The sequence below is a fragment of the Dyadobacter sediminis genome, from assembly GCF_005860765.1.
Classification (GTDB): domain Bacteria; phylum Bacteroidota; class Bacteroidia; order Cytophagales; family Spirosomataceae; genus Dyadobacter; species Dyadobacter sediminis.
The window spans coordinates 23,617-49,954 of record NZ_VCEI01000031.1 but is presented as its reverse complement, the minus strand read 5'-3'; the positions used below and the strand labels follow the sequence as shown (position 1 = coordinate 49,954).

The window sequence follows — 26,338 nt, the reverse complement described above, 5'->3', positions numbered from 1 at the left end:
TTATATTCATGTTAAAAGCCCGGATTTATTCCGAGACTACTTGTACAATGGCTTCCACCAGTCCCAGGTCACTGTAAAGTACGGAGCGTTCGTCCGGAATTTCGCCTGCCATGGATATTTCGGCAGGAAAATATTTCTGTCGGCCGGGCCTGAAAGCCTTGGCTGTAAGATGCAGTGCATGTACGCCGGTTTCTGCTAGCTGCTTTGCATTGGTGTGATTTACGCCGCCTCCAGCCATGATCTCGATGGATTGTCCGGCTTCCTTGGTCAGTTTTTTCAAAAGCTCGATTGCTTCAATGGCGGAAGGTTTCTGGCCCGATGTGAGGATTCTTTCCGCTCCGGTTGCGATTACTGCTTTCAATGCTTTTACGGGGTCAGGCGTAAGATCAAAAGCCCTGTGGAATGTAACTTTCATCGGATACGCATGATCGACAAGTGCCTTGGTTCTGGCAACATCCACTTGCCCGTCTGCCGAAAGAACGCCGAGTACAACGCCGTTGGCACCAAGCTGTTTGGCAAGATTGATGTCTTTTTTCATGATTTCTTCCTCAAAGACATCATATACAAAATCACCGCCGCGCGGCCGGATCATTACGTAAACCGGAATCTGAACGTGCTTTCTGACTACTTCGATCAGTCCTGCACTGGGCGTGGTACCGCCTTCTCCCAATCCGCCGCACAGTTCAATTCTTCCTGCTCCGCCTGCCTGCGCATTGATGCAGGATTCGAGGGAATAGGCACAAATTTCAATGGTCATAATCTAACTTTTAAAATGATCGGGGAAATTACAAAAAGGTTTTGCGGTAAAGAATCCGAATCCGAATAATTCATGAAACGGGGATTGGTTGCAGCGCCGGAACTTTGCAGGAAACCATTTCCGGTCGGGTTCAAAGCTTGTTTTACAGACAAAAAGAATATTTCCATTTTCCCGTTTTCACTTTGAACAAACTGCTCAAATAAAGAAAGAGATCGAAAGCAAGGATACGTAAAAATGAATTCGCATGGCAGCTATTTAATTGATTTTCAAATGTTTGAATAATTGATTCAAATTAAATTTTTAATAAAGCAATTATTTTTCTTTTTTTTCGCTTTAAGCTTTTAAAAGATGTCAAATTTTTTACTTTTGCAGAAAAGTAAGTAACTATTAATAGGCGAAAATATTATGTACTGGACTCTCGAACTCGCATCATATCTTGAAGATGCTCCCTGGCCAGCTACCAAAGACGAGCTCATTGACTTTGCAATCAGAACAGGCGCTCCGTTGGAAGTAGTTGAAAACCTGCAGGAGCTTGAAGATGATGGTCAGCCTTATGAAAGCATTGAAGAGATTTGGCCTGATTACCCAACCAAAGATGATTTCTTTTTTAATGAAGACGAATACTAGATAAGAGACGACACTGACAAGTGTCGTTTTTTTTGTTTTTATAGTAGGAATATTACAAAACTATTGTTCGATATTTTTTTAAATATGACAAAAGGAATGTATATTGTTAGCGTTATCAATAAGAAAGACAAGGAAATTACCAACAAGTGATTTTGTCATTATTCAGATATCTTTCCATTCCAACTGATGGAGCTTCGATTATTGAAAGAACTGGTAAAGAAAGGGGAGGGTGAGCACGTGGAGTTCAAATTGAAATCCAATCATCCTGAAAAAATTGTCCGCGAAGTAGTAGCATTTGCCAACTCAGGAGGCGGAAAATTGTTCGTTGGTGTTGGAGATGATAAAACCATTAAAGGTCTTAAGGATGCAGAGGAAGACGAATATACCCTTACCAAAGCAATCGACAAGTACATTTTTCCAAAAATAAGCTTTAAAAAAGAAAGAGTTCCCGTTAGCACAGACCGGGATGTGCTGGTGCTGACTATTCCTCGCAGTATTGACAAGCCGCATTATGTTGTGGATGAAACTGGAAACCGTCAGGCATATATACGCGTAAATGACAAGTCTATTCAGGCGAGCCGTGAAATGAAGGAAATCATGCGCCGAGGAAGAGGAGAAAGAGACATCCGTTTTCAGTATGGCGACAAGGAGGAAAAACTGATGAAGCTTCTTGGCGAAAAAGAATCGGTAACCGTTGACCTTTTTGCTTCTTTTGCCGGAATCCCAAGAAAAATCGCATCCAATACGCTTGTTGTGATGGTGCTTGCAAGAATCCTGGAAGTACATCCGCAGGAAATGATTGACAAGTTTACGATGTCAATGGCTTACCAGTCAAATTAAGCGTACTTCCATTTGTAAACAGCAGTCACTTTCCAGCTCTGGTTTTATAAAAACAGCAAACCGGTCATACCAGAATAAAGGCCGTCAGAGTTCTGAGAAATCCTGACGGCCATATTCCAATGTGTTTTATATTCCTTAAAACAAACTGCCTTGAATTTTTCTGGATAAAATGAAAATCAAAGGCCGCATACCTTTCCGGCAGTTGTGCTTTCAGGATTAAGATAACTTAAAAAGGAAGATCGTCCGATTCGTCTTCGGTAAAAGTTGTTACCGGCGGCAAAGAACTGTTTCCGCTGCTTGCCGAAGAAGCATTATTGCTGCTACTTCCTCCTTTGTCCAGTTTCCAGGCTTTCACTTCTGTATACCAGCGCGAATTGTACTCGCGGCTTTCCACATCGATGGAAGCGGTAACGGTTTCATTCACCTTCAGGTTGGCCTGATCTATTTTATCGCCCCACAAGGCGATGCAAACTTTTTTAGGATATTGGGAAGGAATTTCAAGTATGAATTCCTGCTTGCGCCAAGTTCCGTTTTTACCTTGTCCGCTTACTTCCGGAAGCAAGGCAATGACTGTTCCTGTTAACTCCATTTATATATTTAATTTTTAGTGCCTGAAAAGTAGTTTCAAAAGTAAGCTTTTTGAAGTTTGATTGCAACGCCTGCAATCAATCAATCGCCGATGGCCTGTTCAAGGTCTGCAATCAGGTCCGCAACATCTTCAATACCGATGCTCAGCCTGATGAGTGTGTCTTTAAGCCCGGCCTTCAGACGTTCTTCTTTGGGTATGCTCGCATGTGTCATGCTGGCCGGGTGCGTACAGAGCGACTCTACGCCGCCAAGCGATTCGCCCAGTGAAAATACCTTAAGTTGTTCCATCGTTTTGACGGCTTCTTCATAAATATCTCCGTTCAGCTCAAACGAGAGCATCCCGCCAAAATCCTTCATTTGCCGGCTTGCCAGTTCATGTCCCGGATTTGAAGGGAGTCCGGGGTAATATACTTTTCCGACTTTCGGGTGATTTTCCAGGTATCGTGCCACTTGCATGGCATTTTCACAATGCCGCTGCATGCGGATATGCAGCGTTTTAAGTCCTCTCAAAACGAGAAAGCAATCCTGCGGACCGGGAACTGCTCCGCTGGCATTCTGGATAAAAGCAAGCTGTCTTGCAAGTTCATCGTTGTTCGTGATCAGCGCACCCATCACAGTGTCGGAATGTCCGCCCAGGTATTTGGTAACCGAATGCATCACGATGTCGGCTCCTATATCAAGCGGATTCTGAAGATAGGGCGAAGCAAATGTATTGTCGACTACGCTGTGAATATTGTTTTCTTTGCAGAGGCTTGTTATTTTTCCTATGTCAAGAATTTTCAACAGCGGGTTTGTAGGCGTTTCAATCCAGATCATCTTTGTCTTGTCTGAAAAGGCGTCTGTAATATTGGCTGTTTCACTCATGTCTACAAACCGGAATATCAGTCCGAAAGGCTCAAAAACCTTTTTCATAATGCGGTAAGTGCCTCCGTAAATATCGTTAGTCGCAATAATTTCATCTCCGGGACGGTACAATTTTAATACGGCATCCGTCGCGGCCAGTCCGGAGGCATAGCAAATTCCGTGTTTCCCGTTTTCCAGAGCTGCCAATGCATTTTGCAAGGCTGTCCTTGTGGGATTGTGTGTACGTGAATATTCGTAGCCTTTATGTTTGCCCGGACTTTCCTGCACGTAGGTGGAAGTCTGATAAATCGGCGTCATAATGGCACCCGTTGCCGGATCTGGTTCTACGCCCGCATGTACAGCCTTTGTTCCGAATTTCATAATAATCAGTTGTAAATTGCCACGAATACACCAATACACACGAATCCGGTTAAAACATCCGTGTCAATCCGTGTATTCGTGGCGGAAAAGTAAATAATCCTGACGATAAAGGTAAGATTTTAAAAAACCTTTTATGCAAGCAAGCGGTTATGCGCATACCGGAACAAAGTCATCATTTAACAAAATCATTTTGGAGACATCGTCCCGCAAAAAATTTTCCCTGCCCGTTGTCATAAGCATCTTACTTTCCGTTGTGCCGTTGCTGACCACTTCCCTTGCAACCGTCTGGGCAGTTAACCACGAAAGTATGCTGAGAAGCTGGCCATATGAATGGTGGGTAGGAGTAACACTTGTATTAACCCTTGCATCTTCCCTGGCGCTTACGCCGCCGACATTTCTGGCACTGGTTTACGGATATTTTATCGGATGGACATCCTTGCCATTGCTTTTTGGGCTCAATCTCGGAGCAATTGCCATTATTTACGGCTTGGCCAGTTTGATGCAGGCCTCATTGATCCGCAGTTATTTGGTACAGGTTTATCCACAAACGGCCGGGCTATTAAGAAGATTTCAGAAAAACCAATTCCGACTGATTTTCTTTGCAAAACTTTCACCGGTATTGCCTTTTGCCATCACCAATCTGTTTTTTGCCATGGCAGGCGCACGGTTCAGGCAAGTACTGGTGGGAGGAACGCTGGGCATGATCCCGAGAACCATTCTGGCGGTTTGGGCAGGAAGAGAAGCACAGAATATCCGCTACTTGCTGGAACATCCGAATGAAGGATTATTTACCAAAATTGTTCTGATCGTCTTGATAGTCATTTCCACGCTGGGTATCGGTTACTTTTTCAAGGACAAAAACGGATAAAGTAGCATTCCGGTTTTTTATGCTTTTTCAGGTACGGTCGAAAATTCTGTAATAATCGGGATATGAAAAGCCGGGAAATTGACCGATTGATCTTGCTTTTTTGATATTATCATACTTCTGAACAAAGCGGAATGAAATCTTTGCCCTTCATTGACCTGACTATTGTATTAGCCTATCTCGCAGGAATGGTCGCTGTCGGTATTTACTTTTCCAGAAATAACAGCAATGCCGATCAGTTTACAAAAGCATCGGGCAAAATACCCGGCTGGGCAATCGGAATTTCCATCTACGCTACTTTTCTGAGCAGCAATACCTTTCTCGGCGTTCCGGGAAAAGCGTTCGGAAGCAACTGGAACTCGTTTGTTTTCAGTTTGTCTATGCCCTTTGCAGCATGGATTGCAACACGCTTCTTCATCCCTTTTTACCGGCATACCGGCGAAGTTTCAGCATATACACATCTTGAAAACCGGTTTGGGCCTTGGGCACGCACATACGCCGTTGTCTGCTTTCTGCTAACGCAGCTCGCAAGAATGGGTTCCATTTTCTTTGGGATTGCACTGAGCTTACAGGCATTGACCGGTTATCCGATGTCCGCCATCATGATCGTAGTCGGGATCTGCATCATTTTATACACCGTCATGGGCGGTATGGAAGCAGTTATATGGACGGAAGTTGTTCAGGGAATTATTAAAACAATCGGAGCGCTGGTCATTCTTTATCTTGTCGTTTCCGGCATGGAAGGCGGTTTGATGCGCATTGTCGAAATCGGCAGGGAAAATGACAAATTCAGCCTCGGCAGTTTTCGTCCGGATTTTACACAGTCATCATTCTGGGTGGTGCTGTTATACGGGTTTTTTATGAACCTTAATAATTTCGGCATGGATCAGAATTACGTTCAGCGTTATCACACAACTTCCTCCGTTAAAGAAGCCTCGCGTTCCGTATGGCTTTGCGTTTACCTTTATTTACCCGTTTCGCTCATTTTCTTCCTTTTGGGATCATGCCTGTATGCTTATTATGAGAGCAATCCGCAATTGATCGATATGCTCAAAATGCAGGTTGCCGCTGAAAGACTGCCGAACGGATCTTCACAGCAGATCTCAAATCTTGCCTCAACCCTTATGCCTGCCGATTACGGCGATAAAGTAATGCCTCATTTCATGGTAACAAGTGTTCCGCACGGGTTGCTCGGACTTATTGTTGCCGCCATCATGTCCGCTGCGATGAGCACGATCAGTTCCGGAATGAACGCTTCCGCAACGGTTTTTTCGGTCGATATTTACAAGAAATACATCAAGCCGGATTTAACTTCCACACAATCCATGCGGCTGCTCTACATTGCTACAACAATCTTCGGCTTGCTCGGCATGCTCACCGGCATTGCCATGATCGGCGTAAAAAGCGTGCTGGATGTATGGTGGTTGTTATCCGGAATTTTTGCCGGCGGAATGCTCGGCCTTTTTCTACTGGGAATTATTTCAAAAAACACAAGAAATGCAGAAGCACTGACGGCTACGATCATCGGCATTCTGGTCATTATATGGATGACTTTCTCTACGCAGTTGCCCGAAGAATACGCTTTTTTCAAAAACCCGCTTCATCAGAATATGATTATGGTCGTTGGGACGCTTTCCATATTTTTAACAGGATTATTGCTGACGAAGCTGAAAGGCCGCGTTTCCAGAAATGAAAAATTGCTGCTCGACAAGAATTAACCCGTTTCAAAATCCGGCAATATTCCGGCAAGTAAATTATAAAAACCAGATTCAAATGACACCTGCTGACCATGCCTTGTCCTTGCCAAAAGGATTTATTCCGGTAATGCTTACTCCATTTCTGGATTCCGGAGAAGTCGATTATGAAGGACTGAAACTGCTTACAGAAATGTACATGGAAGCAGGCTGCGCGGGTCTTTTTGCCAACTGTCTTTCCAGTGAAATGTATGAATTGAATGAAGAGGAAAGGCTGCAAGTAACACAAACGGTCGTCAATAAGGCTGCGGGAAGAGTTCCGGTAGTTGCCACGGGCACATTTGGCGGGCCGGTTTCATTGCAGGCCGATTTCGTAAAACGCATTTATCAAACCGGAGTACAGGCTGTAATCATCATTACAAGTTTGCTGGCGGATGAAAATGAATCCGATAAAATTTTCCTTTCCAGAGCAAAGGAATTGCTTGACCTGACAAACGATGTTCCGCTCGGATTTTACGAATGTCCGGTTCCTTACAAAAGGCTGATAGAAAGCGGATTGCTTAAAGAACTGGTTCAGACCGGCAGAATAATTTATCATAAAGACACTTCGCTCGACATTCATGAAGTTACGGATCGCATTAAAGCAGCAAAAGGTTTTCATTTCGGGCTTTACGACGCATATATGGTCAATGCCGTACAGTCGCTGCTTGCAGGCGCAGCCGGCTTATCCTGTATTCAGGGCAATATTTACCCGGAACTGATTGTCTGGATCTGTAAACATTACAATAATTCTGAACGCCAGAATGATGTAAGCCGCTTGCAAAAATTCTTTACAGATTCAATGGATCTGGTGCATACCGCTTATCCCGTCATTGCCAAATACAGTCTTCAGAAAAGGGGTTTTCCCATTTCAACATTTACCCGCCGGAAAGTAGATCCGTTAACTGACGAATTAAAAAGACAAATGGATAAATTGCTGGAAGAAGTTGAAAGTATTCGGCAGGAACTGGACATACCGGATATCTTTGAGAAATACACGGTCAAGTAAATTGAAGGAGCTTTTGGCAATCAACGATCATGTTTTCTCATCCATTCATCGGTAGAATAACGTCCTGATCCGATGATGCTGAATGTAATAACCAGAACAAGCGTCAGCATGGAAAGCCAGAGTTCAGAATTCAGATAGGAAAAGCCGGCCCGGATATTGACGAAGAATACCGCAACGAGCAGAATAGGAATCTGAAAAATAGAAGCTGTTCGTGTATAGCAACCAATTGCAATCAGAAAACCGCCGAAAATGTGCGAAAAAGCAACGTAATGCACCGCCATAACCGACCAGAGATCAATGTTCAGGCTGTGCAGAAGTTTTGTCAGATTTCCGGTATCGCTAATAAAGCTGATCCCTTTACCAAAAAGAAGTACTCCCAGGACAACTCTGAGTGCATCCATATACGCCGGATGATGCGTGTCGCCCCAATGCTCGATTCTGTCAATCATGTTCATAACAATGAAAGTTTTGGTTTCCAGAAAGTTATGATATTAACAGGATTTTGTCAAGAGATAATTTATCTATTCTAAGAGCATTTGGTCTTCATAAAAGCAGCTTTTTTGTTAATCGATCAGCGAAGTATGCTTGGTATCTTTCATTCGTGCATACACGATGAGGGAAATGAAAATACAGATGGTCACATACCAGTAATAGTAACTTTCATGACCAAGGTTTTTGGCCCAGAGTGCAAGGTATTCGGCAGTTCCTCCGAAAATGGCGACAGTCAATGAATAGGGAAGTCCCACGCCGAGCGCACGCACTTCCACAGGAAATAATTCTGCTTTTACAACGGCATTGATGGAAGTATAGCCGCTTACAATAATAAGTGCGGCCATTAATAAACCAAAAGCCGCCCACATTGTCGTGACCTGGCTCAATGTCGTCAGAAGCGGAACGGTAAGCAAAGTCCCTGAAATGCCAAATCCGATCAGTAATGGCCGCCGCCCGATCCGGTCGCTCAGCATTCCGAAAAGCGGCTGCGACAAGGCAAACAGCAGCAATGAGCAGAAAGTGAGCATTGTAGACTGGTCTTTGGACAAACCAACCGTATTTACCAGAAACTTCTGCATGTAAGTGGTATAAGTATAAAATGCAAGCGTTCCGCCCATGGTCAATCCTACAACCGTTGTAAGCGCCTTCGGATGTTTCAGCAGTTCACGCATGGAGCCATTTTTTTTCACATACTCTTCTTTATTCTGAAAAGCTTCGGTTTCATGCAGGTTGCTTCGCAGATAAAGTGCAACCAACGACAATAATGCACCAATCACAAACGGAACCCGCCAGCCCCATTCATGCATTTCCTGATCCGAAAGAAATATTCTCTGAAGAACAAGCTGTAATCCTAATGCAATCAATTGTCCGCCGATAAGCGTGACATACTGGAAACTGGAATAAAAACCACGTCTTTCTTTGGTTGCAACTTCGCTGAGGTAAGTCGCAGAAGTTCCGTATTCTCCGCCAACGCTCAATCCCTGCAGCAGCCGGGCAATCAAAAGCAAAACAGGTGCAGCAATGCCAATGGTATGATAACCCGGAAGAAAGGCGATCAGCAGTGAGCCGAACGACATCAGCAGCACGGACCATGTCATCGCCAGTTTCCTGCCTTTGGTGTCCGCCAGTTTTCCGAAAACATAACCGCCGATAGGCCGCATCAGAAAACCCACTGCAAATATGCCGGCGGTATTGATAAGCTGAACGGTAGGATTGGAGTCAGGAAAAAAGCTGCTGGCAAAGTACAGGGAAAAAGCGGAGTATGCATACCAGTCGTACCATTCGACGAGGTTTCCGGCAGAACCGCCGATAATGGCTTTCAGGCGCCAGTTTGTATCATTTTTCAGTAAATCCTGCTGCATAAATCATCGGAGTGATTCACAAGTTACTTAATTAAAGCACACATCTGCAAACAGGCTTGTTCAACCATTTGCGTATGTCCGCAATTGAGCACAATGTACCGGTTTGGCGGTAACATTTCAGCCAGTTTTTTTACATGGGCAGGTTTCAGGAGCTTGTCGTATTTGCCTGTAAACAGGAAAATGCGAATATCATTTTGAACAGCAGTTTGGTACAAGGCGGGAATGTCAAATTTCAATTTCCTGAATCCGGTCCAGGAATTGTAAATGGTTTGCCTTTTCTGAGGGGTGTCAAGAAGCTGTTGTGTGAACCGGAACAGACTTTTATGAACGAGTCCGGCTTTCTGTAAATATCCCGCAGTACGCAGAAATGTTTCAGGACGCTGCATGGAATGCCGGAAAAGCCATCGTGCCGGCTGAAACCGGGAAGCCAGGTTATAAAGCGGATGTTCTGAAATGCCGTCGGGTGCTATTAAAAATACATTTTCAATCCGCTCCGGAAATGCTTCCAGTGTTGCCAGCGCAAATCTTCCGCCCATGCTGAAACCGGCGACATCAAAATGCAGGATATTATTTTTATCAAGAAATTCGTGAATGCATTCGGACCAGTATTCCTTGCTAATCAGTTGCTTATCTAAAGACTTGCTTTTCCCATGAAAAAACAGGTCAAATGCATAAATTGTATAATGATCTCCGAGATTTTTTTCAAAGGAATCAAAACAGCTGATTCCGTCCTGACCAATGCCGTGAAAAGCAAGCAGTACGTTAGGGCCTTCGCCCAGCTTGTGACAATGAAGTTTCATTGAATGCTATTCATAGGCTTCCCGATGATGCTTTATGCCGGCAATTTCAACAATTCTCAATTTGTCCTCGATCAAATAAAGAACACGATAATCACCAACTCTGATGCGGTAAGTATTTTTTGTGCCAATCAGTTTTTTACATCCGGCAGGACGCGGGTTGCTGGACAAAAAGCCAATACTTTTTACAATTTTCTTAATTTCCGGTTTTTGCAATTTCCGGATTTCCTTTTGTGCAGAAGCAGAAATAATTATTTCATAGCGGTCATTCATCCAGCTTTCCTTCTGCTTTCAATTGATTTACAAATTCGTCAAATGAAATTGTATCTTCAGACTTCCGTTCTTCAACCAGTAAAGCATCCAGTAAATCTTCTACAATCCGGCCATGTTCTTCCAGGCTGATTATCAAATCTGTTTTCTGGCCTTTGTCATTTGTAATATATCTGATTCCTGTCATCTTTTCTCATTTAAAAGTAAGGTAACAAAAAATAAAAAACCTCCAAGCATGCTTCTGATCAGAAGTTGTCCGGAGGTTTTCATTATCATATTACGATTCCATCAGGTATGCTTTGATAAAATCGTTGATCTCGCCATTCAGTACAGCTTCCGTATTGGAAGTCTGGTGGTCTGTGCGGTGATCTTTAACGCGGCGGTCGTCCAGTACGTAGCTCCGGATTTGCGAGCCCCATTCGATCTTACGCTTGGAAGCTTCCACTTCTGCACGGGCAGAATTTCTTTTTTCCAGCTCAATCTGGTACAAACGTGATTTCAGAAGCCGGATGGCAACTTCCTTGTTCATCAATTGCGAACGTTCCTGCTGACAGGCGATAATAATTCCTGATGGCTTGTGGTGCAAGCGAACGGCCGTTTCCACCTTGTTCACGTTCTGGCCGCCGGCACCTCCGGAACGGTATGTATCCCACGTAATATCAGCCATGTTCACGTCAATTTCGATATTGTCATCCGCCAAAGGATACACATATACCGAAGTGAACGAGGTATGGCGCCTTGCATTGGAATCAAAAGGGGAAATGCGCACAAGTCTGTGTACGCCGTTCTCGGATTTCAGGTTGCCGTATGCATACTCTCCGTCAATCTCGAGTGTAACCGATTTTACGCCGGCAACATCGCCATCCTGCAAATCGACTTCACGTACTTTGTAGCCGTTTTTCTCAGCCCACATGATGTACATCCGCATCAGCATGGAAGCCCAGTCCTGCGACTCTGTTCCGCCCGCACCGGCATTGATCTCGATAACAGCCGGCAACTCATCGCCTTCTTCTCCCATCATTTTCCGGAACTCTACTTCTTCCAGTTTATCCGAGAGTTTTTTACCTTCTTCGTCTACTTCTTCTTCTGTGGCTTCATCTGCTTCGTAAAATTCCCAGATGGTATCCAGATCGTCGCGCAATCTGGCAAGCTCTTCATACCCGTTTGTCCAGAATTTCAGTCCGCGGATTTCACGCATTGTTTTTTCGGCACGTTCTGAATCGTTCCAGAACTCCGGCTGAACAGTCTGCTGTTCAAGGTCTTCTAGCTGTCTTTTTCGGTTATCGTAGTCAAAGATACCTCCCCAAAGCCTCTACACGGGCTTTCAAGTCTTTCAATTGCTCTGCTGTCATTTGAAGTTTAAGTGGTTAGTTAAAAATTAAATGTAAATATTAGAAATGATTGCTAAATATTGTTTTAGTCACTTATGGTCATTTTTTGTCAGTTTTAGTCATTGATAATCACTTGTAGTCATTAATAGTTGCATTTAGTCCTTAATGGTTTATTGTGTTTATCAATTACAGCTGGACTTTGCCGGCTTTACCAATTGTTTTGATGTAATTATTGAGCTTTACTGACAATGTTTCGCAAAGTTGACTTAATTCTTCGAATTTTTCTAAGGTAATGAGGTTTCTGTATTTGGCCTTTGTCAGCCATGTCAATGTCTCTCTTAAAGAACCACGGGAATAGAAGCAAAAGTTCAGGTTTTCTTTATAATGATACCGTCCAAAACCTTCTGATATATTGGCCGCAACCGAATCCGCAGACCGTACAAGCTGCTTTCCAAGGGTATCTTTCACATAGTAACTCCAAGGCTCAACCAAACTCCAGACTTCCTCGCCAAGCTGCATGGCCATTTTATAAATCTGCAGATCTTCCAGTTTCATAGCATCATTTCTGTTGTATCACCCGTCAGCTTCCTTGATACGAACTAAAATAGCAGAAGTAACATCAAAACATCCAAACAATCAAAATCCCAAATCCATAAATTAATACATCTTTCAACAACTCCTGACAATCCATTACAACCCACAACTATCCATAACAACTCATGACAACTCATGACTATCCATAACAACTCATGACAACTCATGACTATCCATTACAACTCATAACAATCCATAACAATACATGACAACCACGACAATTCTTTCCATTTACACCCGTTACTGACAATCCTTGACTATCAATGACAATCGCTGCCGATTTCCAGACTATATTTATTACCTTTGCGTGAAAATTTTGTCAACCCATTTCGTACAATAAAAATACCTGAAAATGGCTCAAACATATGATGTGATTGTAATTGGTAGCGGCCCCGGGGGTTATCCGGCAGCCATTCGTGCTTCCCAATTAGGACTTAAAGTAGCAATTGTTGAAAAAGAAAGTTTAGGTGGAATATGCCTTAACTGGGGCTGTATTCCCACCAAGGCACTCCTGAAAAGTGCTCAGGTTTTCGAATACATCAAGCATGCAAAAGATTATGGTATCAATGTAGGTGATTCTTCGGCTGACTTCGGCGCAGTGATCAAACGCAGCCGCGGTGTGGCCGACGGTATGAGCAAAGGCGTTTCTTTCCTGATGAAGAAAAACAAGATCGACGTCATTATGGGCGCCGGTAAAGCCAAAGGAAACAAAACGGTTGAAGTAACAGACAAGGACGGCAACAAAACGGATTATACTGCGAACAAAGGTGTAATCATAGCAACAGGCGCCCGCGCCCGTGAATTGCCGAACATCAAAATTGACGGAAAAAAAGTTATAGAATACCGCAAGGCAATGAGCCTTGATTTTCAGCCAAAGAGCTTACTGGTAGTAGGTTCCGGGGCAATCGGGATGGAATTCGCATACGTGTATGCAGCCATGGGCACGAAAGTTACCGTTGTTGAATTCCTTCCAAACCTTGTTCCTGTTGAAGACGAGGAAATTTCAAAAGAAATTGCAAAACAATACAAAAAGCTCGGCGTAGATACTTACGTGAATTCTACGGTAGAAAATGTTGATACATCCGGAAACGGCTGTGTGGTTTCTGTAAAAACACCGGACGGACAAAAGACGTTTGAAGTGGACGTAGTGCTTTCAGCAGCCGGAATTGTTTCCAACATTGAAAATATCGGTCTGGAAGAAACAGGCATCAAAACGGATAAAGGCAAAATTTCGGTTAACGAATGGTACGAAACCAGCGTTCCCGGTTTTTATGCAATCGGTGACTGTACGCCGGGCCCGGCTTTGGCGCACGTAGCAACAGCAGAAGGAATTATCTGCGCTGAAAAAATTGCAGGCCACAAAACAGAAGCGCTCGATTACGGAAACATTCCGGGATGTACGTACTGCCAGCCTGAAATCGCTTCTGTAGGCTTCACTGAAAAGAAAGCACGCGAAGCAGGTTACGACATTAAAGTAGGCAAATTTCCGTTCAAAGCTTCCGGAAAAGCCTCAGCAGCCGGTGCGACGGACGGGTTTGTAAAAGTCGTTTTTGATGCCAAATACGGTGAGTTCCTCGGAGCGCATATGATCGGAACAAACGTTACCGAGATGATTGCCGAAGTGGTTGTAGCCCGTAAACTGGAAACAACTTCGCACGAAATCCTGCGTTCGATCCACCCGCACCCGACCATGTCAGAAGCTTTAAAAGGAGCAACAGAAGCGGCATACGGCGAAGCAATAGATTTGTAAAAGGCTGTGTAAGCGATTAGCTGTTAGCTATCAGCGGTTAGCTTTTTCTGAAATGAAGTTTTAAAAGCTAATTGCCAAAAGCTAAGAGCCACTAGCCACAATCCAATGCCCGGAACCGCAATGTTCCGGGCTTTTTTGTACATGGAATTTGTGCTAGTTGTTTGGATTTTTTATCTAAATTTTTAGAAACTGACTAGTTAAAATTATATCCGTTAACATTTTACAGCATCGTTATTCTGAAAATATTGAAGCACTTGGACGTTTAAACAAGTTGGCTGGAAAACTTTACCGTTCCAATCCGTTAAACAAAAAAGCGCTTTTTATGGATATCAGCAGTGATGATGTAATGCATCTTCTGAACAGGATTTTGATGTCTGTTACAAAAGAAGTCTACAAGCCGATTTTGAAGACGTTCCGTTTCAAGTAATCAGTTTACCAGATTTAATTACTGAAAAAAAGACAACTGCACGTACCAAAGATCTTGCAGATTTAAAAAGCCAGCAAAATGGACGGTGAAATGCTATAAAAGGTTATTTTTTATGGTTCAAATCACTGTACAAAAATACTCCTTCACATGAATAATACTGGCCATTTAAGTATATGGATTTAAAAATAACCCGAATCCGGTTTTCTGAATTTTGATTGTCGATAAAAAGCCGGGAGGCAGGAACTTCTGTATTGTTTCTCCCGAATTTCTTGTTCAGTTCTTTGATTTTTTTATCAATATCAATGCTGAAAACTTTATTATTCGCTTTGTAAACAGTTAAAATCCTGCCCCGATCTTCCGCTTTGATTTGCCATTCACGGTGTGTTGTAATCGTGGTTTCCACTGCGTCAAAGAAAAACAAATGGTCAAAGCCTTCAATCAAGAAATCTGATTGCATTCCCGAAGCATGGCGTGAAGAATAGGACATGTAATTGTCGAAATCTTCGGCTTTACTGCTTGTGATATGATCCCTTAGCCGGTCTTCTATTGCATTATCCAGTTGGTAATCATGCTTTCGATTTTTTGGCAAATTGGAAAAATAACCCGCAAGTGCTTCCTTGTCGCGCGAAGTAAAATACCGGGCAATGGAAAAAACCTGCTCGTAATCCTCTGCGGGCATTTTTGCTTTTCCTGTAACTTTCCCGTGCCTATCCAGAAGTTTGTATTCGGTAAGCAAATCATGAAATTTTTCGAGCTGACTGTTTTTGGCAACTTGAAAAATATTCCATGGGCCAATTGGCAGTACAAAACAAATAACCGACAGCGTGACCGGAATCCAGCGGATGTCTTCTTTTTTGCCAAACAGAAAATAAACCGTTATTCCAAGCAGCCAGAAGGCAAGTACCGCAACGAGATACCGGTTTTCCGTAATGCCGTAATCATTGATCCGGCGAAAAATCCCGGTAAAAAGCAATACAATCAGCGGCAGCAAGGCCAAGTAAAAACGGTGACTGAAAAGGTTAACCCAGCGTTCATGCTGGTTTTTTCGTAACGGATAAAGCAGCAGCAACGCCAGAATTCCGGCTGTTGAAAATGCAAGTACAAGATAAGCAACGCCGCCTTCCGGCAACTTCCACTGCACAAGAATTTTGCCTGTATAAACGTACAAGATAACGAGGTAAATAACTTCAAGCGGCAAAAGCACATATTGCGTAAATATTTTCAGTCCGGACGGATAATCCGATTGATTTTCCAGACCGGCAAGCGGCTCGGGAATTTTGCTCAGGAAAAAGAGCGTATGAAAAAAAGTGAAAATGACAGTCATCAGATCCTGTTCTATTTGAAACAAAAATTTGATGTTGAACAGAAATTGCACCGTTTCTACCGCAATAAGCAATCCGATATACAGGGTAACGGCGTATAAAGTGGCATTCAGGATCTGAAGAAAAAGCGTTTTATTGAACTGCCAGAATCCGTTGGGTTCATTAACTCCCCAAAACGGCGCAAAAGAGACCAGCAGATGAGCTCCTGCCATGAACAGGAAAAACCGGTATAAATCATCCTGATCGGGTTCGGGTGCAAGCGTAAAGAAGAACAAAGCCAGAAGCGCAGCCAAAATGGCCAGTATTCCGATTTTGACCGGCGTTCTCCATAACCGTCTTTCCGCTGCAAGTTCAACAGCAAGCGTGAGTGGAAGTGCAATAAAAGCTGTATAGATTGCTCTTACGAGCAGGTATCTTGAATTTTTATCATCAAACGCCGTTTCATTATGCCAGATTAGCAAAACGGTTTTAACGAAAATGATTGGTATGATCCACTTGTATCTTGTAAAAGTGTGTAAAAGACTTTTTGCAAGTGTCTGCAGAGAAGGTAATTGAAACATATATTTATGTAGTGTAAGTGCAGTGTTTGTAAAAGAACATATTTTTTATCAAAATAGCATACAACAGTATGTCGTACAATAGGTCATAAATTTTGACGTTATTTGCCAAATCCACGCACCTAATTTCTTCGCATGATCTCTTTCCGCTGGCTGTCTGCCTGTCTTTTACTTGCAAGTGTAACTTCTGTAAATGCGCAGCATTTTGCCCTGAGCAGGCTTTTTTACCCGAATGTTACTTTAAAAGCGGATTATGCCGTTCCTTCGAGCCTGAACGGAACGCAGGATTTCGGAATGACCCGGACCGGATTTCTGGGCATCATTCCGGTACAAAGCGAAGTACAGCTTGGATACAGTCTGAAGAAAAAATTCGATCTCCGGGCAGTTCACACGGTGATGCTGGCGCAGTACAATCAGATTCAGCCGACTATTGACGGCAAGAACAATCCGGAAAACGGCTACAAAACCCTTTCGTTGGGCGTGATCCGTCTGCAGGCGAGTATTAAAGACCGGCTGTGGGTATACGGCGGCGGATTGGGCATCACAGAAACGAACGAAACATTTTTCAGTCCGCAGCCGTTTTTCTGGGGAGGCGCCGCCCGGATGCATATTCTGGGACTGCGTACACAGATTATGTACGGTTCCGTTCTGACTTATAACCAGAAACTGCGTTTCGTTCCGGTTCTTGGCGTTAATAAAGGACTGGGAAAACATTGGCGCGCATCCGCGTTGCTTCCGTTTATGGCCAACGTAAATTACAAAGCGACCAAATGGTTTAATGTGGATATGCTAGCCGGTCTGAATGGTTACAGCGGCGGTTTTCAGGTGCAGACACCCGAAGAGAAAAAGTTGATGCGTGAAAATTACAGGCATATAAAAACCGGGATTTCGGCCAATGCGCATTTGTTTACGGCACTGAATATTTCGCTGGAAGCAGGTGTTTCCACTTTCCGTCAGCTACGAACTTTCAACAGTGCACGGCAAAATCTTTCTTCCGAAAACCCGGCGGTTACGCCGTATATCGGCGCAAGTGTACGCTACATCACAAGCCGCTCCAAACTTTCGTCCAAATTTACCCGCAGAATGGGACTGGGTCAATCGGGAATAAACTGGTAAATAAAGCTGGCATAACGGTTTGTTAAAATAATTTTTCGGCTTCTGCTTTCAGTCGCTTTTTATCAATCGGAACGACTCCTACAAGCTCGCAGACGAGCCCGCCGCCTAAATTTGAAACAGCAGCAATCGTTTTCGGAGGCAAGTTCAGCGCGATGCAGCATGCCGCAATGCTGATGACCGTATCGCCGGCTCCGGAAACATCCGCAATGTGACGGATATGCGCAGGCAGTTTGTGGATTTCTTCCTGATAATCAATAAAGACGCCTCGTTCCGAAAGCGTGATCAATGCGCCGTTTACATGTAGTGTTTCTTTCAATTGCTGCACAACCGACTGCAATTCATCGGGATTATCCACATTGAATTCCACTTTCAGGCCCTCGCGAAGCTCTTTCAGATTGGGTTTAAAAAGCGTGGTATGATGATAGGAGAGGAAATTGCGCTTTTTGGGATCGACAACGGTCGGAACATTTTGCGCGTTGGCAAAGGAAGTGATTTCAGCAATAGATTCCGGCGTTAGAACGCCTTTGTCGTAATCTTCAAAAATAATGACCTGGCAGGAAGGAATGAGTTCTTTGGCTTTGGCAACCAGTTTTTCACTTTCTGCTTTTGATACGGGCTTGTCTGTTTCCGTATCGATACGCACAACTTGCTGAGAGCCTGCAATGATGCGTTCTTTGATGGTTGTAATGCGGTTTTCGCTCCGGATCAGGCCTTCACAGTTCAGGCCTTTGGCGCGAAGGCTTTCCTGCAGCAAATCGCCTGCACTGTCTGTTCCAATAACGGAACATACAATGGCTTCTGCGCCAAGAGATTGCACGTTTAATAAAACATTTCCCGCTCCGCCGAGCCGGTACTCGCGTTTCCGGACATTGACAACCGGAACGGGCGCTTCCGGTGATATTCTTTCTACTTTTCCCCAGACATACGAGTCCAGCATAACATCTCCGATAACCAGTACACGCAGGGAATTAAATGCTTCAAAAACCTGATTAATATCCATTTAAGTTGATACCGCTGTTAATAAATCCAATTGACAAGCCTGAGTACAATTCAGACTCTGGTTACAAAATGCATGCTGGTTATCTGGAATCTTTTGTTCAGATACAGCCTGTGTGCATTTGTCCGTGCTTCGTTAACGCCGGAATCAAGATGAATCTCATTGAAATTTTCCTGCTTTGCATAATTCATGATCCAGTCCAGCAATATTCCTGCATACCCTTTTTTACGGTGTGCAGGAAGTGTGGAAAGGTCATCAATGTAAATATATTTTCCACGGAATAAATTGTAACCTGTTTCAAAAACGGCAATAGCTACCGCTTCGTCTGCCTCTTCAATGAAAATGATCTGCCGGTTATCTGCCAATGTTTTTTGTACCGCTTCGATATAAAGATCGCCGGTGAGCAATGGCCGCAATGCCTGTATCGCACTGCGGCATTTCAGAATATCGCTTTCAGAAGTGACAATTTGAACAGCCGTCATCCTTGCGTTGTGGAAATGGTAAGATTATTCAGGTTATGCCCCATTTTATCTCTTTTTGTCAAAAGATACTTTTCGTTATGCGGATTCGACAAGATTTCGATATTGACGGATTCCATGATTTCCAGTCCGTAACCGATCAATCCCGCACGTTTTTTAGGATTGTTGGTAATCAGTTTCAGCTTTGTAACATTCAGGTCTCTTAGAATCTGGGCACCAACGCCGTAATCCCTGTCGTCCATCGGAAACCCGAGTTCGAGATTGGCTTCTACGGTGTCGCGGCCCATTTCCTGCAATTTGTAGGCTTTCAGTTTGTTCAGCAGACCAATTCCGCGGCCTTCCTGATTCATATAAACAATAACACCTTTTCCGGCTTTGTCCACCATGTCCATCGCAGCATGCAACTGCGGACCGCAATCGCAGCGGCACGATCCGAAGATATCGCCGGTTACGCAGGAAGAATGAACGCGTACAAGTACAGGCTCATCTTTTTCCCAGGTTCCCTTAACCAAAGCCAGATGCAGATCGCCCGTATTAATCTGACGATACGCAATAAGGTCAAAATGGCCCCAGTTCGTAGGCATATCCACACCGATTTCCCTTTTGATCAGCGATTCCTTGCGAAGCCGGTATTCAATCAGATCTTTGATACTGACCAGTTTGAGTTTGAGCCGGTCCGCAATTTCACGCAGTTGCGGAAGACGCGCCATGGAGCCGTCTTCATTCAGGATTTCTACCAGCACGCCCGCCGGCGACAATCCGGCCAGACGCGGAAAATCAATCGCAGCTTCGGTATGGCCCGTACGCCTGAGCACACCGCCTTTTTTAGCCCTTAAAGGAAATATATGTCCCGGGCGGCCAAGATCGGCAGGTTTTGTTTCCGGATTGACAAGCGCAAGAATGGTTTTGGCGCGGTCGCTCGCAGAAATACCCGTCGTACAGCCGTTGCCCAGCAAATCAACAGAAACGGTAAAGGCCGTTTCATGCAATGCGGTATTATTGCCGACCATCATTTCCAGTTCCAGCTCGGCGCAGCGCTCTTCTGTAAGCGGGACGCAGATGAGGCCGCGGCCTTCACGCGCCATGAAATTCACGATTTCGGGTGTGACAAGTTCGGCGGCACAAATGAAATCACCTTCGTTTTCGCGGTCTTCGTCATCGACTACCATAATCAATTCACCTCTGCGGATGGCTTCTATGGCTTCTTCTATGGAATCAAGCACAATTGAGTTGCTATTGTTATTCATTAATAAGGTCGATAAAAAATAGTTTTGTACAAAAACTCGTTTTTACACTGCAAAGGTACAGTGTTAATATTGAAAGTTCTATTTTTGAACCTCCGTTGCATTTAAACAAAGGATTCTCTGGTTCCGTTTCAAAAACCTTTTCCAATCACAGACTCCTGATTTCGGATACAACTTTTACTCAACTTATGAAGATCAGACTACTACTGTTATTTCTCTTATTCGGCATATTCACACTTTTTCACAACGAGGTTTCAGGACAAAATTGCGGAACTACAGGTGGGTTTTCAATCAGCGCAGCGCAAGGCTGTGCGCCTTTGACCATTTCCGTTCAGAATGAAGTGGCCGGCGCAGAGAACATAAGTTATGCTTTCAATTTTGACAGGTCGAAAGGATCGCCGGACGCGGGTGACATTACGCAGGATTCTTCCTATGTTTATACAACGCCGGGTACTTATACCATTTTACAGTTTGGAAGTGCAAACGGAACAGGTTTCAGCCAATGCCAGGATATAGAAGTGCTGGAAACAAGAGCGCCAAAGGCCAATCTCATCAAATGCCCCGACGGAAAAGCGCAATTGTCCATTACCAATGACAGTATTTCAAAATCGTATGACTTTATTGAAGTAAACTGGGGCGACGGTTCAAAGGAGACGGTCACTTTAACGGGCAGCGATAACCTTGTGCTGAATCATACCTATAATGGCGGAAATATCCCGGATATCATCGTAAGCGGAAGATACAATAGCGGACAATGCCAACAAAGTTCGGTTTCCACTACATTCACCGGCCCGTTTGTGCCGCAGCCACTGACGGAAGTCGGAATCCGGACCGTTGAAATGCTTGCGTCCGGAGAAGCCAAAATCATATACGACGGCATGGAAGGCGTTCCGACCGAAATTCTGATGGACAGCGGAAACGGCCAGTTTGCGCCAACGGGTAAAACCAGCCAGTCCGCAGGCTCGCATTCTGTAACCATCGGTAATCTCAATCCTGCACAGATTTACAGATTCAGGCTGTCTTCCACGGATATTTGCGGCAATACAATCGAAAGTCCGATCGTCAGTAGCATGTTGCTGAAAGAAGGCGATTTTTCACTGGATGAAATTATATCCGTTTCGTGGGAGCATCTGACGTTTTCGGGCAGTGTGCTGCAATATCAGCTGGTGCGTAACGGAACGGTGGTTTTTGTCACCTCGGATCAGCTTTCTTACCTGGATACGGATGTAAAATGCGGCATTGATTACGAATATGTGATTGTAGCAGTTGTCTCCGATGATGTGCGTTCGTATTCTGCTCCTGTCCGTCTTCAGCCAAAAACAGTAGCTCCGGAAGTAATCGGTACGGCCAGTGTGACGGTTAAAGATGAAAAAACCATCTCAACGCAAGTTGAACTTACAGGCGAAGGGCTTACAAGCACTTACGATCTGATTGTGGAAAGGGCTTTGCTCGGAAGTACGGATTTTCAGCAGGTTTCACCGTTGGATAATCAAAGTCTGCAGTTTGAAGATTCAGGCGTGAATACAAATGAAAGTTCGTATTGTTATCGCTTTATTTATGAAAATGCCTGTAATGTGCGCGGACCGGACTACAGTTCGCCGGTATGCTCCATATTTCTGGAAAACAGCACTTCCACCATTTCCTGGAACGGGAATTCTCCTTTTACGCAGGGAATAAGTTCTTACGATCTTGTGCAGACGGATGCAACAACCGGAAACGTGCTGGATGAAATTCCAAAGCAGCTGGAAACAAGCCATGCACTGGATCTGGAAGCGCAGTCGGCGTTTTCTTTTCAGGTAAAAGCGAACTCGGCAAGCGGAAATCTGGTGAGTTACTCCAATGTGCTCAATTTTTCACAGAATGCCATTTTGCTGATTCCGGATGCATTTACGCCAAACGGAGATGCGTACAATGAAAGGTTTGAGGTGAAAGCATATTTTGTGACGGATTTCAGTATGTCTGTATTCAACCGCTGGGGAGAAGTGATTTTTCATTCCAAAAATGCCGCGGAAGGATGGGACGGCAATACGTCGGGCGGAAAAGCGCCGGCAGGATATTATCTGTACAAAATTGACCTGACGGATGCTGCGGGTAAGGAAGTCAGGAAAGAAGGGAGCTTTTTACTGATCCGGTAATGAACGTGTCTGGATGTAGGAAGTGAAAAGTTAGAAGGAAAAAGGTATAAGTGAAGATTTTAAAGGTTTCTGGATCAGAGGAAATTTGCTCTGGTCATAAACCGGATTTCGTGATGCTCAACGTTAATTTTAATTTTTTGAAAAAGTTATTATTAAATGTTGCACACACTTATGAAATTGAAATTGCTGTTTGTCTTGCCATTATTGGCTTCATACCTGAATAATTCCGTACAAAGCCAGGGTTTATGTGATGTGGGCGGAGGTGGTTTCGGACTTGATAAAAGTGAAGGCTGCGCGCCGCTGCTTGTCAAGATCAGCAATACGGTTCCCGATCCGATTGCGGTGGAATATGTACTGGATTACAAGGGAAATGCCAATCCGGCCTATATAAATCTCTCCTCATACCAGTACAATACGGCGGGAAATTTCACGATTCTTCAGCGGGTATTTCTTTCTTCCGGAAAAATAGCAACTGCATGCCGGAATGTCAAAGTCTATGAAAGTCAGCCAGTTACTGCGCAATATACTTCCTGCGGCGGCGGGAAAGTAAACCTTGTTATACAGGACAACAAGGTTTCTCAGGCATACGATCAATATGAAATCAACTGGGGCGATAACAGTCCTGTCGAGATTGTTGCAAAAGGCGCAGTGATGTCAGCGGAACATTACTATAACAATACTTCGGCAAGTCCGGTTGTAAAAGTAACCGGGCTGTATAGTTCCAATGCATCCTGTACGCGCGGCCGTCCTTATTCAGCAACCGTTTCCTTTAAGCAGGCGCAGCTCAACAGTATTCAGATTAAATCGGTTGAAATGCGCGGGGACGGCTCGATCCGGCTTAATTATCTGGGCATTACGGCCATTCCAACGAGCATTAAACACAGTACGGACGGTGTTTCTTATATTACTGCAGGAACGCGGTCTTCCGGCGGAACGCAGCCTTATGACATCAAAGGTTTGAATGTAAAGCAGGTTTATTATTTGAAATTGTCCTCGGAGGATTTGTGTTCCGGCGAAATGGACAGCAAAGTCATCCATTCCATGGTGCTTTCAGGAAAATCTGAAGACGGAAAAATCGTACTTGCATGGAACCAGTACGGCAGTCCCGACGGGTTCAAAAGCTATGATCTGCTGCGTGACGGAACGGTTATCAAGTCATTTTCATCGGTTTCCGAAGTTACGTACACCGATGAAGATGTGCAGTGCGGAAGTTATGCCGAGTATCAGATTGTCGCCCGGATCAATGACGTAACTTCGGCTTCGGCCCCAATAGGAATCAAGGCAGAAATAGCGGTTCCCAAACCGATTCAGCAGGCTTCGGTTTCTGTCATGAGTGATAATTCCGTAACAATAAAGGCAAATATTCCAGGTTCCGGCCCGAACAGCACGTATGATTTATCCATAGACAAAGCGGAAGCAGGCAGCAGCGTGTTCAAGAAAATCACAACTTTGTATAATCAGAACGAGTACGCTGACCTTTCCGTAAAAACCGCTGAAAAATCGTATTGCTACCGGTTAAGCTATCAGAATTCATGCGGGCAAAAACTGCCGCCAACTCAGCCGATCTGCACAATATTGCTCAAAAATGAATTGACAAAACTTTTCTGGAACACAGAACTTCCGATTTTGGGCGGATTGAAAGAGTATAGCATAATACAAAAAGGTACAAGCGGAACACAGCAGGAAATTCCGGTTCAGAAAAGCCACGGATATTTTATGAAGCTGGATAAGAAAAGTGAGCTGGAATATGATTTTCAGGTTAAGGCAATTTCCAGTGTGCCCGGTTTCGAGAGTTTTTCCAATGTTATCCATTACAGACGGAATGCCGGTGTCTTTGTTCCCGATGCTTTTACGCCTGATGGCGACGGTTTCAACGATGTGCTGCTGGCAAAGTCTGCGCAGCTGAAAACCTTTACCTTCTCCGTATTCAACCGCTGGGGAGAAGTAATTTTCCACTCAAATGCCCTTGCGGATGGCTGGGACGGCAAAATAAACGGTGTCAATGCACCAACGGGTTCATACATTTATAAAGTTACATTCACGGACGATATCAATCAAACTGTTGAAAAAAGTGGTACATTTATGCTTCTGAGATAGGAACCATTTTAATCAAAATGGTCTTATACCAGCGTAAAACTTAACAGCAGCGATATGTTTGGAAATATGGCAGATATGATGGGCCTGATGGGTAAAATGAAAGACCTTCAGTCCCGTATGAAAGAAGCTCAGGATGAGCTGGAAGTAATTACGCAGACTGCAGAATCCGGAGGCGGAATGGTAAAAGCAACGGTTAACGGACAAAAGGAACTGATCGGCCTTGAGCTGGATAAAGACCTGATTAATCCGGATGACAAGGAAATGCTTCAGGATCTAATCGTAGCGGCAGTCAATAAGGCATTTGAGAATATTGAGCCTAAGATCAAAGAACACCTGCAGAAAGCAACAGACGGCGTACTACCCAACATCCCGGGACTGGATCTTGGCGGGTTTATGAAATAAAATGAAATTTAATGGCTTCCACGGTTGCGATTGTAATCCTGAATTATAACGGTCAGCATTATCTTGAAAAGTTTCTTCCATATGTAATCCGGTATTCAGAAGGATACGATATCTGGGTTGCAGATAATGCTTCCACGGACCATTCACTCAGTTGGCTGCACGAAAATTATCCTGAAATCAGGAAGCTTTCGATTCCTGAAAACCGCGGATATGCCGGAGGTTACAATGAAGCCCTCCGGCATATTTCGGCAGATTACTACATACTGCTGAACTCCGATATTGAGGTCACGAGCAACTGGATCGAGCCGGTAATTGCCTTTATGGACTCGGATCAGAACATTGCAGCATGCCAGCCTAAAATCCGTTCCTACGATCTTCCGACACATTTTGAATATGCAGGTGCAGCCGGTGGCTACATGGATTATCTGGGTTATCCGTTCTGCCGCGGACGTATTTTCGATACGCGGGAAGAGGACTCCGGCCAGTATGATGATGAAAAAGATGTGTTCTGGGCCACGGGTGCATGCCTTTTCATAAGGTCCAAAGCATTTCATGAAGCATCCGGGTTTGACGAACAGTTTTTTGCCCACATGGAAGAAATCGACTTGTGCTGGCGGTTGCTTAACATGCAGTACCGGGTTACGTACTGCGGAAAATCAGTCGTTTACCACGTCGGCGGAGGAACGCTTCACAAGTCCAATCCAAGGAAAACCTTTCTGAATTACAGGAACAATCTCATCATGCTTTTTAAGAACCTGCCGAAAGGCCGGCGATGGAAAACGGTTTTTATAAGACTGGTTCTGGATGGGATTTCCAGTGTACGGTTTATGGCCACAGGCGCATGGCCGGATGTAATTGCCATTATCAGGGCGCACTTTGCTTTTTACGGAATGATACCGGCTTTGTTGAAATCAACAAAGAGAACAACTTACCGTGCTCCGTTATATTACAGAAGCGTTGTGTGGGAGTATTTTGTGCTGGGAAAACACAGGTTTTATCAGCTTACAGGAATCAAAAATCCTATAACTCCCAAATAGTGGGACTGTTATGCCTGCGCCAGTGCTGACGGATTTCCATCCAGAAAGCCATGATCAGATACAGGATAATAGGCGAGCCAAAGGTCATGAAGGTTGCATAAATAAAGTACAGCCGTATACTGCTGGCAGGGAAATTAAGCTTTTCGCCCAACTTCGCACACACACCAAATATCTGGTCTTCCACGTAATACCGAAGTCTGTTCATACCTTTTATTGCAAGATTTAATTCATAATTAAGGATTTTAGCTTTGAGATACAATCCAAATCCTGAATTTAATTCAAATTGA

27 protein-coding genes are annotated in these 26,338 nt (G+C 44.2%); 11 read left to right on the top strand and 16 right to left on the bottom strand.

Annotation, left to right across the window (positions count from 1 at the left end):
- Window positions 1–25: 25 nt before the first annotated feature.
- Both FEM55_RS23330 and FEM55_RS25060 read right to left on the bottom strand, forming a co-directional pair.
- A complete protein-coding gene (locus FEM55_RS23330) occupies window positions 26–757 on the bottom strand; it encodes a copper homeostasis protein CutC (protein ID WP_138283739.1) in 732 nt (243 codons plus the stop codon).
- A complete protein-coding gene (locus FEM55_RS25060; RefSeq protein ID WP_171036643.1) occupies window positions 754–924 on the bottom strand; it encodes a hypothetical protein in 171 nt (56 codons plus the stop codon). Before FEM55_RS25060 ends, FEM55_RS23330 begins: the two co-directional genes overlap by 4 nt.
- A gap of 238 nt (window positions 925–1,162) precedes the next feature.
- Between FEM55_RS25060 and FEM55_RS23325 the strand changes: the two genes are divergently transcribed.
- Both FEM55_RS23325 and FEM55_RS23320 read left to right on the top strand, forming a co-directional pair.
- Complete coding sequence (locus FEM55_RS23325) at window positions 1,163–1,384, top strand: DUF2795 domain-containing protein (RefSeq protein WP_013927448.1); 222 nt, start codon at window positions 1,163–1,165, stop codon at window positions 1,382–1,384.
- A 186-nt stretch (window positions 1,385–1,570) separates the two neighbouring features.
- Entirely contained in the window at window positions 1,571–2,224 is a 654-nt protein-coding gene (locus tag FEM55_RS23320; protein WP_138283738.1) for an AlbA family DNA-binding domain-containing protein, read from the top strand.
- 226 nt (window positions 2,225–2,450) lie between these two features.
- Here the strand turns inward: FEM55_RS23320 and FEM55_RS23315 are convergent, their stop codons facing one another.
- The gene (locus FEM55_RS23315) at window positions 2,451–2,813 is read right to left on the bottom strand and encodes a DUF3127 domain-containing protein (RefSeq protein ID WP_138283737.1); all 363 of its coding nucleotides are present in this window, start codon (window positions 2,811–2,813) and stop codon (window positions 2,451–2,453) included.
- A gap of 80 nt (window positions 2,814–2,893) precedes the next feature.
- Window positions 2,894–4,036 carry a cystathionine gamma-synthase gene (locus FEM55_RS23310; RefSeq protein WP_138283736.1) on the bottom strand — a complete coding sequence of 381 codons (1,143 nt, stop codon included), beginning with the start codon at window positions 4,034–4,036 and terminating at the stop codon, window positions 2,894–2,896.
- A gap of 133 nt (window positions 4,037–4,169) precedes the next feature.
- Here FEM55_RS23310 and FEM55_RS23305 point away from each other — a divergent pair, with 133 nt between their 5' ends.
- The 3 genes from FEM55_RS23305 to FEM55_RS23295 all read left to right on the top strand — a co-directional run bounded on the left by FEM55_RS23305 (window position 4,170) and on the right by FEM55_RS23295 (window position 7,643).
- Complete coding sequence (locus tag FEM55_RS23305; protein ID WP_138283735.1) at window positions 4,170–4,904, top strand: TVP38/TMEM64 family protein; 735 nt, start codon at window positions 4,170–4,172, stop codon at window positions 4,902–4,904.
- A gap of 131 nt (window positions 4,905–5,035) precedes the next feature.
- Window positions 5,036–6,619 carry a sodium:solute symporter family protein gene (locus FEM55_RS23300; protein WP_138283734.1) on the top strand — a complete coding sequence of 528 codons (1,584 nt, stop codon included), beginning with the start codon at window positions 5,036–5,038 and terminating at the stop codon, window positions 6,617–6,619.
- Between the two features lie 55 nt (window positions 6,620–6,674).
- On the top strand, window positions 6,675–7,643 hold the full coding sequence (locus tag FEM55_RS23295; RefSeq protein WP_138283733.1) for a dihydrodipicolinate synthase family protein: 969 nt from the start codon (window positions 6,675–6,677) through the stop codon (window positions 7,641–7,643).
- A gap of 20 nt (window positions 7,644–7,663) precedes the next feature.
- On the opposite strand, the gene FEM55_RS23290 is transcribed toward FEM55_RS23295, so the two are convergent.
- The 7 genes from FEM55_RS23290 to FEM55_RS23260 all read right to left on the bottom strand — a co-directional run bounded on the left by FEM55_RS23290 (window position 7,664) and on the right by FEM55_RS23260 (window position 12,449).
- On the bottom strand, window positions 7,664–8,098 hold the full coding sequence (locus FEM55_RS23290; protein ID WP_138283732.1) for a DoxX family protein: 435 nt from the start codon (window positions 8,096–8,098) through the stop codon (window positions 7,664–7,666).
- 108 nt (window positions 8,099–8,206) lie between these two features.
- Complete coding sequence (locus FEM55_RS23285) at window positions 8,207–9,496, bottom strand: MFS transporter (protein ID WP_138283731.1); 1,290 nt, start codon at window positions 9,494–9,496, stop codon at window positions 8,207–8,209.
- Window positions 9,497–9,519: 23 nt separating this feature from the next.
- Entirely contained in the window at window positions 9,520–10,296 is a 777-nt protein-coding gene (locus FEM55_RS23280; protein ID WP_138283730.1) for an alpha/beta fold hydrolase, read from the bottom strand.
- 6 nt (window positions 10,297–10,302) lie between these two features.
- A complete protein-coding gene (locus tag FEM55_RS23275) occupies window positions 10,303–10,566 on the bottom strand; it encodes a type II toxin-antitoxin system RelE family toxin (RefSeq protein WP_138283729.1) in 264 nt (87 codons plus the stop codon).
- A complete protein-coding gene (locus FEM55_RS23270; protein WP_138283728.1) occupies window positions 10,559–10,750 on the bottom strand; it encodes a hypothetical protein in 192 nt (63 codons plus the stop codon). The genes FEM55_RS23275 and FEM55_RS23270 overlap by 8 nt, the downstream gene beginning before the upstream one ends.
- Window positions 10,751–10,840: 90 nt before the next feature.
- A protein-coding gene (gene prfB, locus FEM55_RS23265) for a peptide chain release factor 2 (protein ID WP_138283727.1) occupies window positions 10,841–11,915 on the bottom strand; the annotation gives its coding sequence in 2 pieces (ribosomal slippage) (window positions 10,841–11,854 and window positions 11,856–11,915; 1,074 coding nt in all).
- A 165-nt stretch (window positions 11,916–12,080) separates the two neighbouring features.
- Window positions 12,081–12,449 carry a four helix bundle protein gene (locus tag FEM55_RS23260; RefSeq protein WP_138283726.1) on the bottom strand — a complete coding sequence of 123 codons (369 nt, stop codon included), beginning with the start codon at window positions 12,447–12,449 and terminating at the stop codon, window positions 12,081–12,083.
- Window positions 12,450–12,840: 391 nt separating this feature from the next.
- Between FEM55_RS23260 and lpdA the strand changes: the two genes are divergently transcribed.
- Window positions 12,841–14,238 carry a dihydrolipoyl dehydrogenase gene (gene lpdA / locus FEM55_RS23255; RefSeq protein WP_138283725.1) on the top strand — a complete coding sequence of 466 codons (1,398 nt, stop codon included), beginning with the start codon at window positions 12,841–12,843 and terminating at the stop codon, window positions 14,236–14,238.
- 530 nt (window positions 14,239–14,768) lie between these two features.
- Here lpdA and FEM55_RS23250 read toward each other — a convergent pair.
- Entirely contained in the window at window positions 14,769–16,448 is a 1,680-nt protein-coding gene (locus tag FEM55_RS23250) for a DUF4153 domain-containing protein (protein ID WP_171036642.1), read from the bottom strand.
- Window positions 16,449–16,679: 231 nt separating this feature from the next.
- On the opposite strand from FEM55_RS23250, the gene FEM55_RS23245 reads away from it, so the two are divergent.
- Window positions 16,680–17,660 carry a DUF6268 family outer membrane beta-barrel protein gene (locus FEM55_RS23245; RefSeq protein ID WP_138283723.1) on the top strand — a complete coding sequence of 327 codons (981 nt, stop codon included), beginning with the start codon at window positions 16,680–16,682 and terminating at the stop codon, window positions 17,658–17,660.
- A 22-nt stretch (window positions 17,661–17,682) separates the two neighbouring features.
- On the opposite strand, the gene FEM55_RS23240 is transcribed toward FEM55_RS23245, so the two are convergent.
- Genes FEM55_RS23240 through FEM55_RS23230 form a run of 3 tightly spaced genes read right to left on the bottom strand, consistent with a single transcriptional unit; the run spans window position 17,683 to window position 20,383 of the window.
- A complete protein-coding gene (locus FEM55_RS23240) occupies window positions 17,683–18,660 on the bottom strand; it encodes a bifunctional heptose 7-phosphate kinase/heptose 1-phosphate adenyltransferase (protein ID WP_138283722.1) in 978 nt (325 codons plus the stop codon).
- A 50-nt stretch (window positions 18,661–18,710) separates the two neighbouring features.
- On the bottom strand, window positions 18,711–19,139 hold the full coding sequence (locus tag FEM55_RS23235) for a GNAT family N-acetyltransferase (RefSeq protein WP_138283721.1): 429 nt from the start codon (window positions 19,137–19,139) through the stop codon (window positions 18,711–18,713).
- On the bottom strand, window positions 19,136–20,383 hold the full coding sequence (locus tag FEM55_RS23230; protein ID WP_138283720.1) for a bifunctional 3,4-dihydroxy-2-butanone-4-phosphate synthase/GTP cyclohydrolase II: 1,248 nt from the start codon (window positions 20,381–20,383) through the stop codon (window positions 19,136–19,138). Before FEM55_RS23230 ends, FEM55_RS23235 begins: the two co-directional genes overlap by 4 nt.
- Before the next feature lie 185 nt (window positions 20,384–20,568).
- Between FEM55_RS23230 and FEM55_RS23225 the strand changes: the two genes are divergently transcribed.
- From FEM55_RS23225 to FEM55_RS23210, 4 genes are all read left to right on the top strand, one after another.
- A complete protein-coding gene (locus tag FEM55_RS23225) occupies window positions 20,569–22,515 on the top strand; it encodes a T9SS type B sorting domain-containing protein (RefSeq protein WP_138283719.1) in 1,947 nt (648 codons plus the stop codon).
- Window positions 22,516–22,686: 171 nt separating this feature from the next.
- Window positions 22,687–24,612: a T9SS type B sorting domain-containing protein gene (locus FEM55_RS23220; protein ID WP_229209393.1), complete on the top strand. Its 1,926-nt coding sequence runs from the start codon at window positions 22,687–22,689 to the stop codon at window positions 24,610–24,612.
- 54 nt (window positions 24,613–24,666) lie between these two features.
- Window positions 24,667–25,014, top strand: a complete 348-nt coding sequence (locus tag FEM55_RS23215) for a YbaB/EbfC family nucleoid-associated protein (protein WP_138283718.1) — start codon at window positions 24,667–24,669, stop codon at window positions 25,012–25,014.
- 11 nt (window positions 25,015–25,025) lie between these two features.
- The gene (locus FEM55_RS23210; protein WP_138283717.1) at window positions 25,026–26,051 is read left to right on the top strand and encodes a glycosyltransferase family 2 protein; all 1,026 of its coding nucleotides are present in this window, start codon (window positions 25,026–25,028) and stop codon (window positions 26,049–26,051) included.
- Here the strand turns inward: FEM55_RS23210 and FEM55_RS23205 are convergent.
- Entirely contained in the window at window positions 26,035–26,256 is a 222-nt protein-coding gene (locus tag FEM55_RS23205; protein ID WP_138283716.1) for a PspC domain-containing protein, read from the bottom strand. The two genes, FEM55_RS23210 and FEM55_RS23205, sit on opposite strands and share 17 nt — an antisense overlap.
- Window positions 26,257–26,338 lie beyond the last annotated feature (82 nt).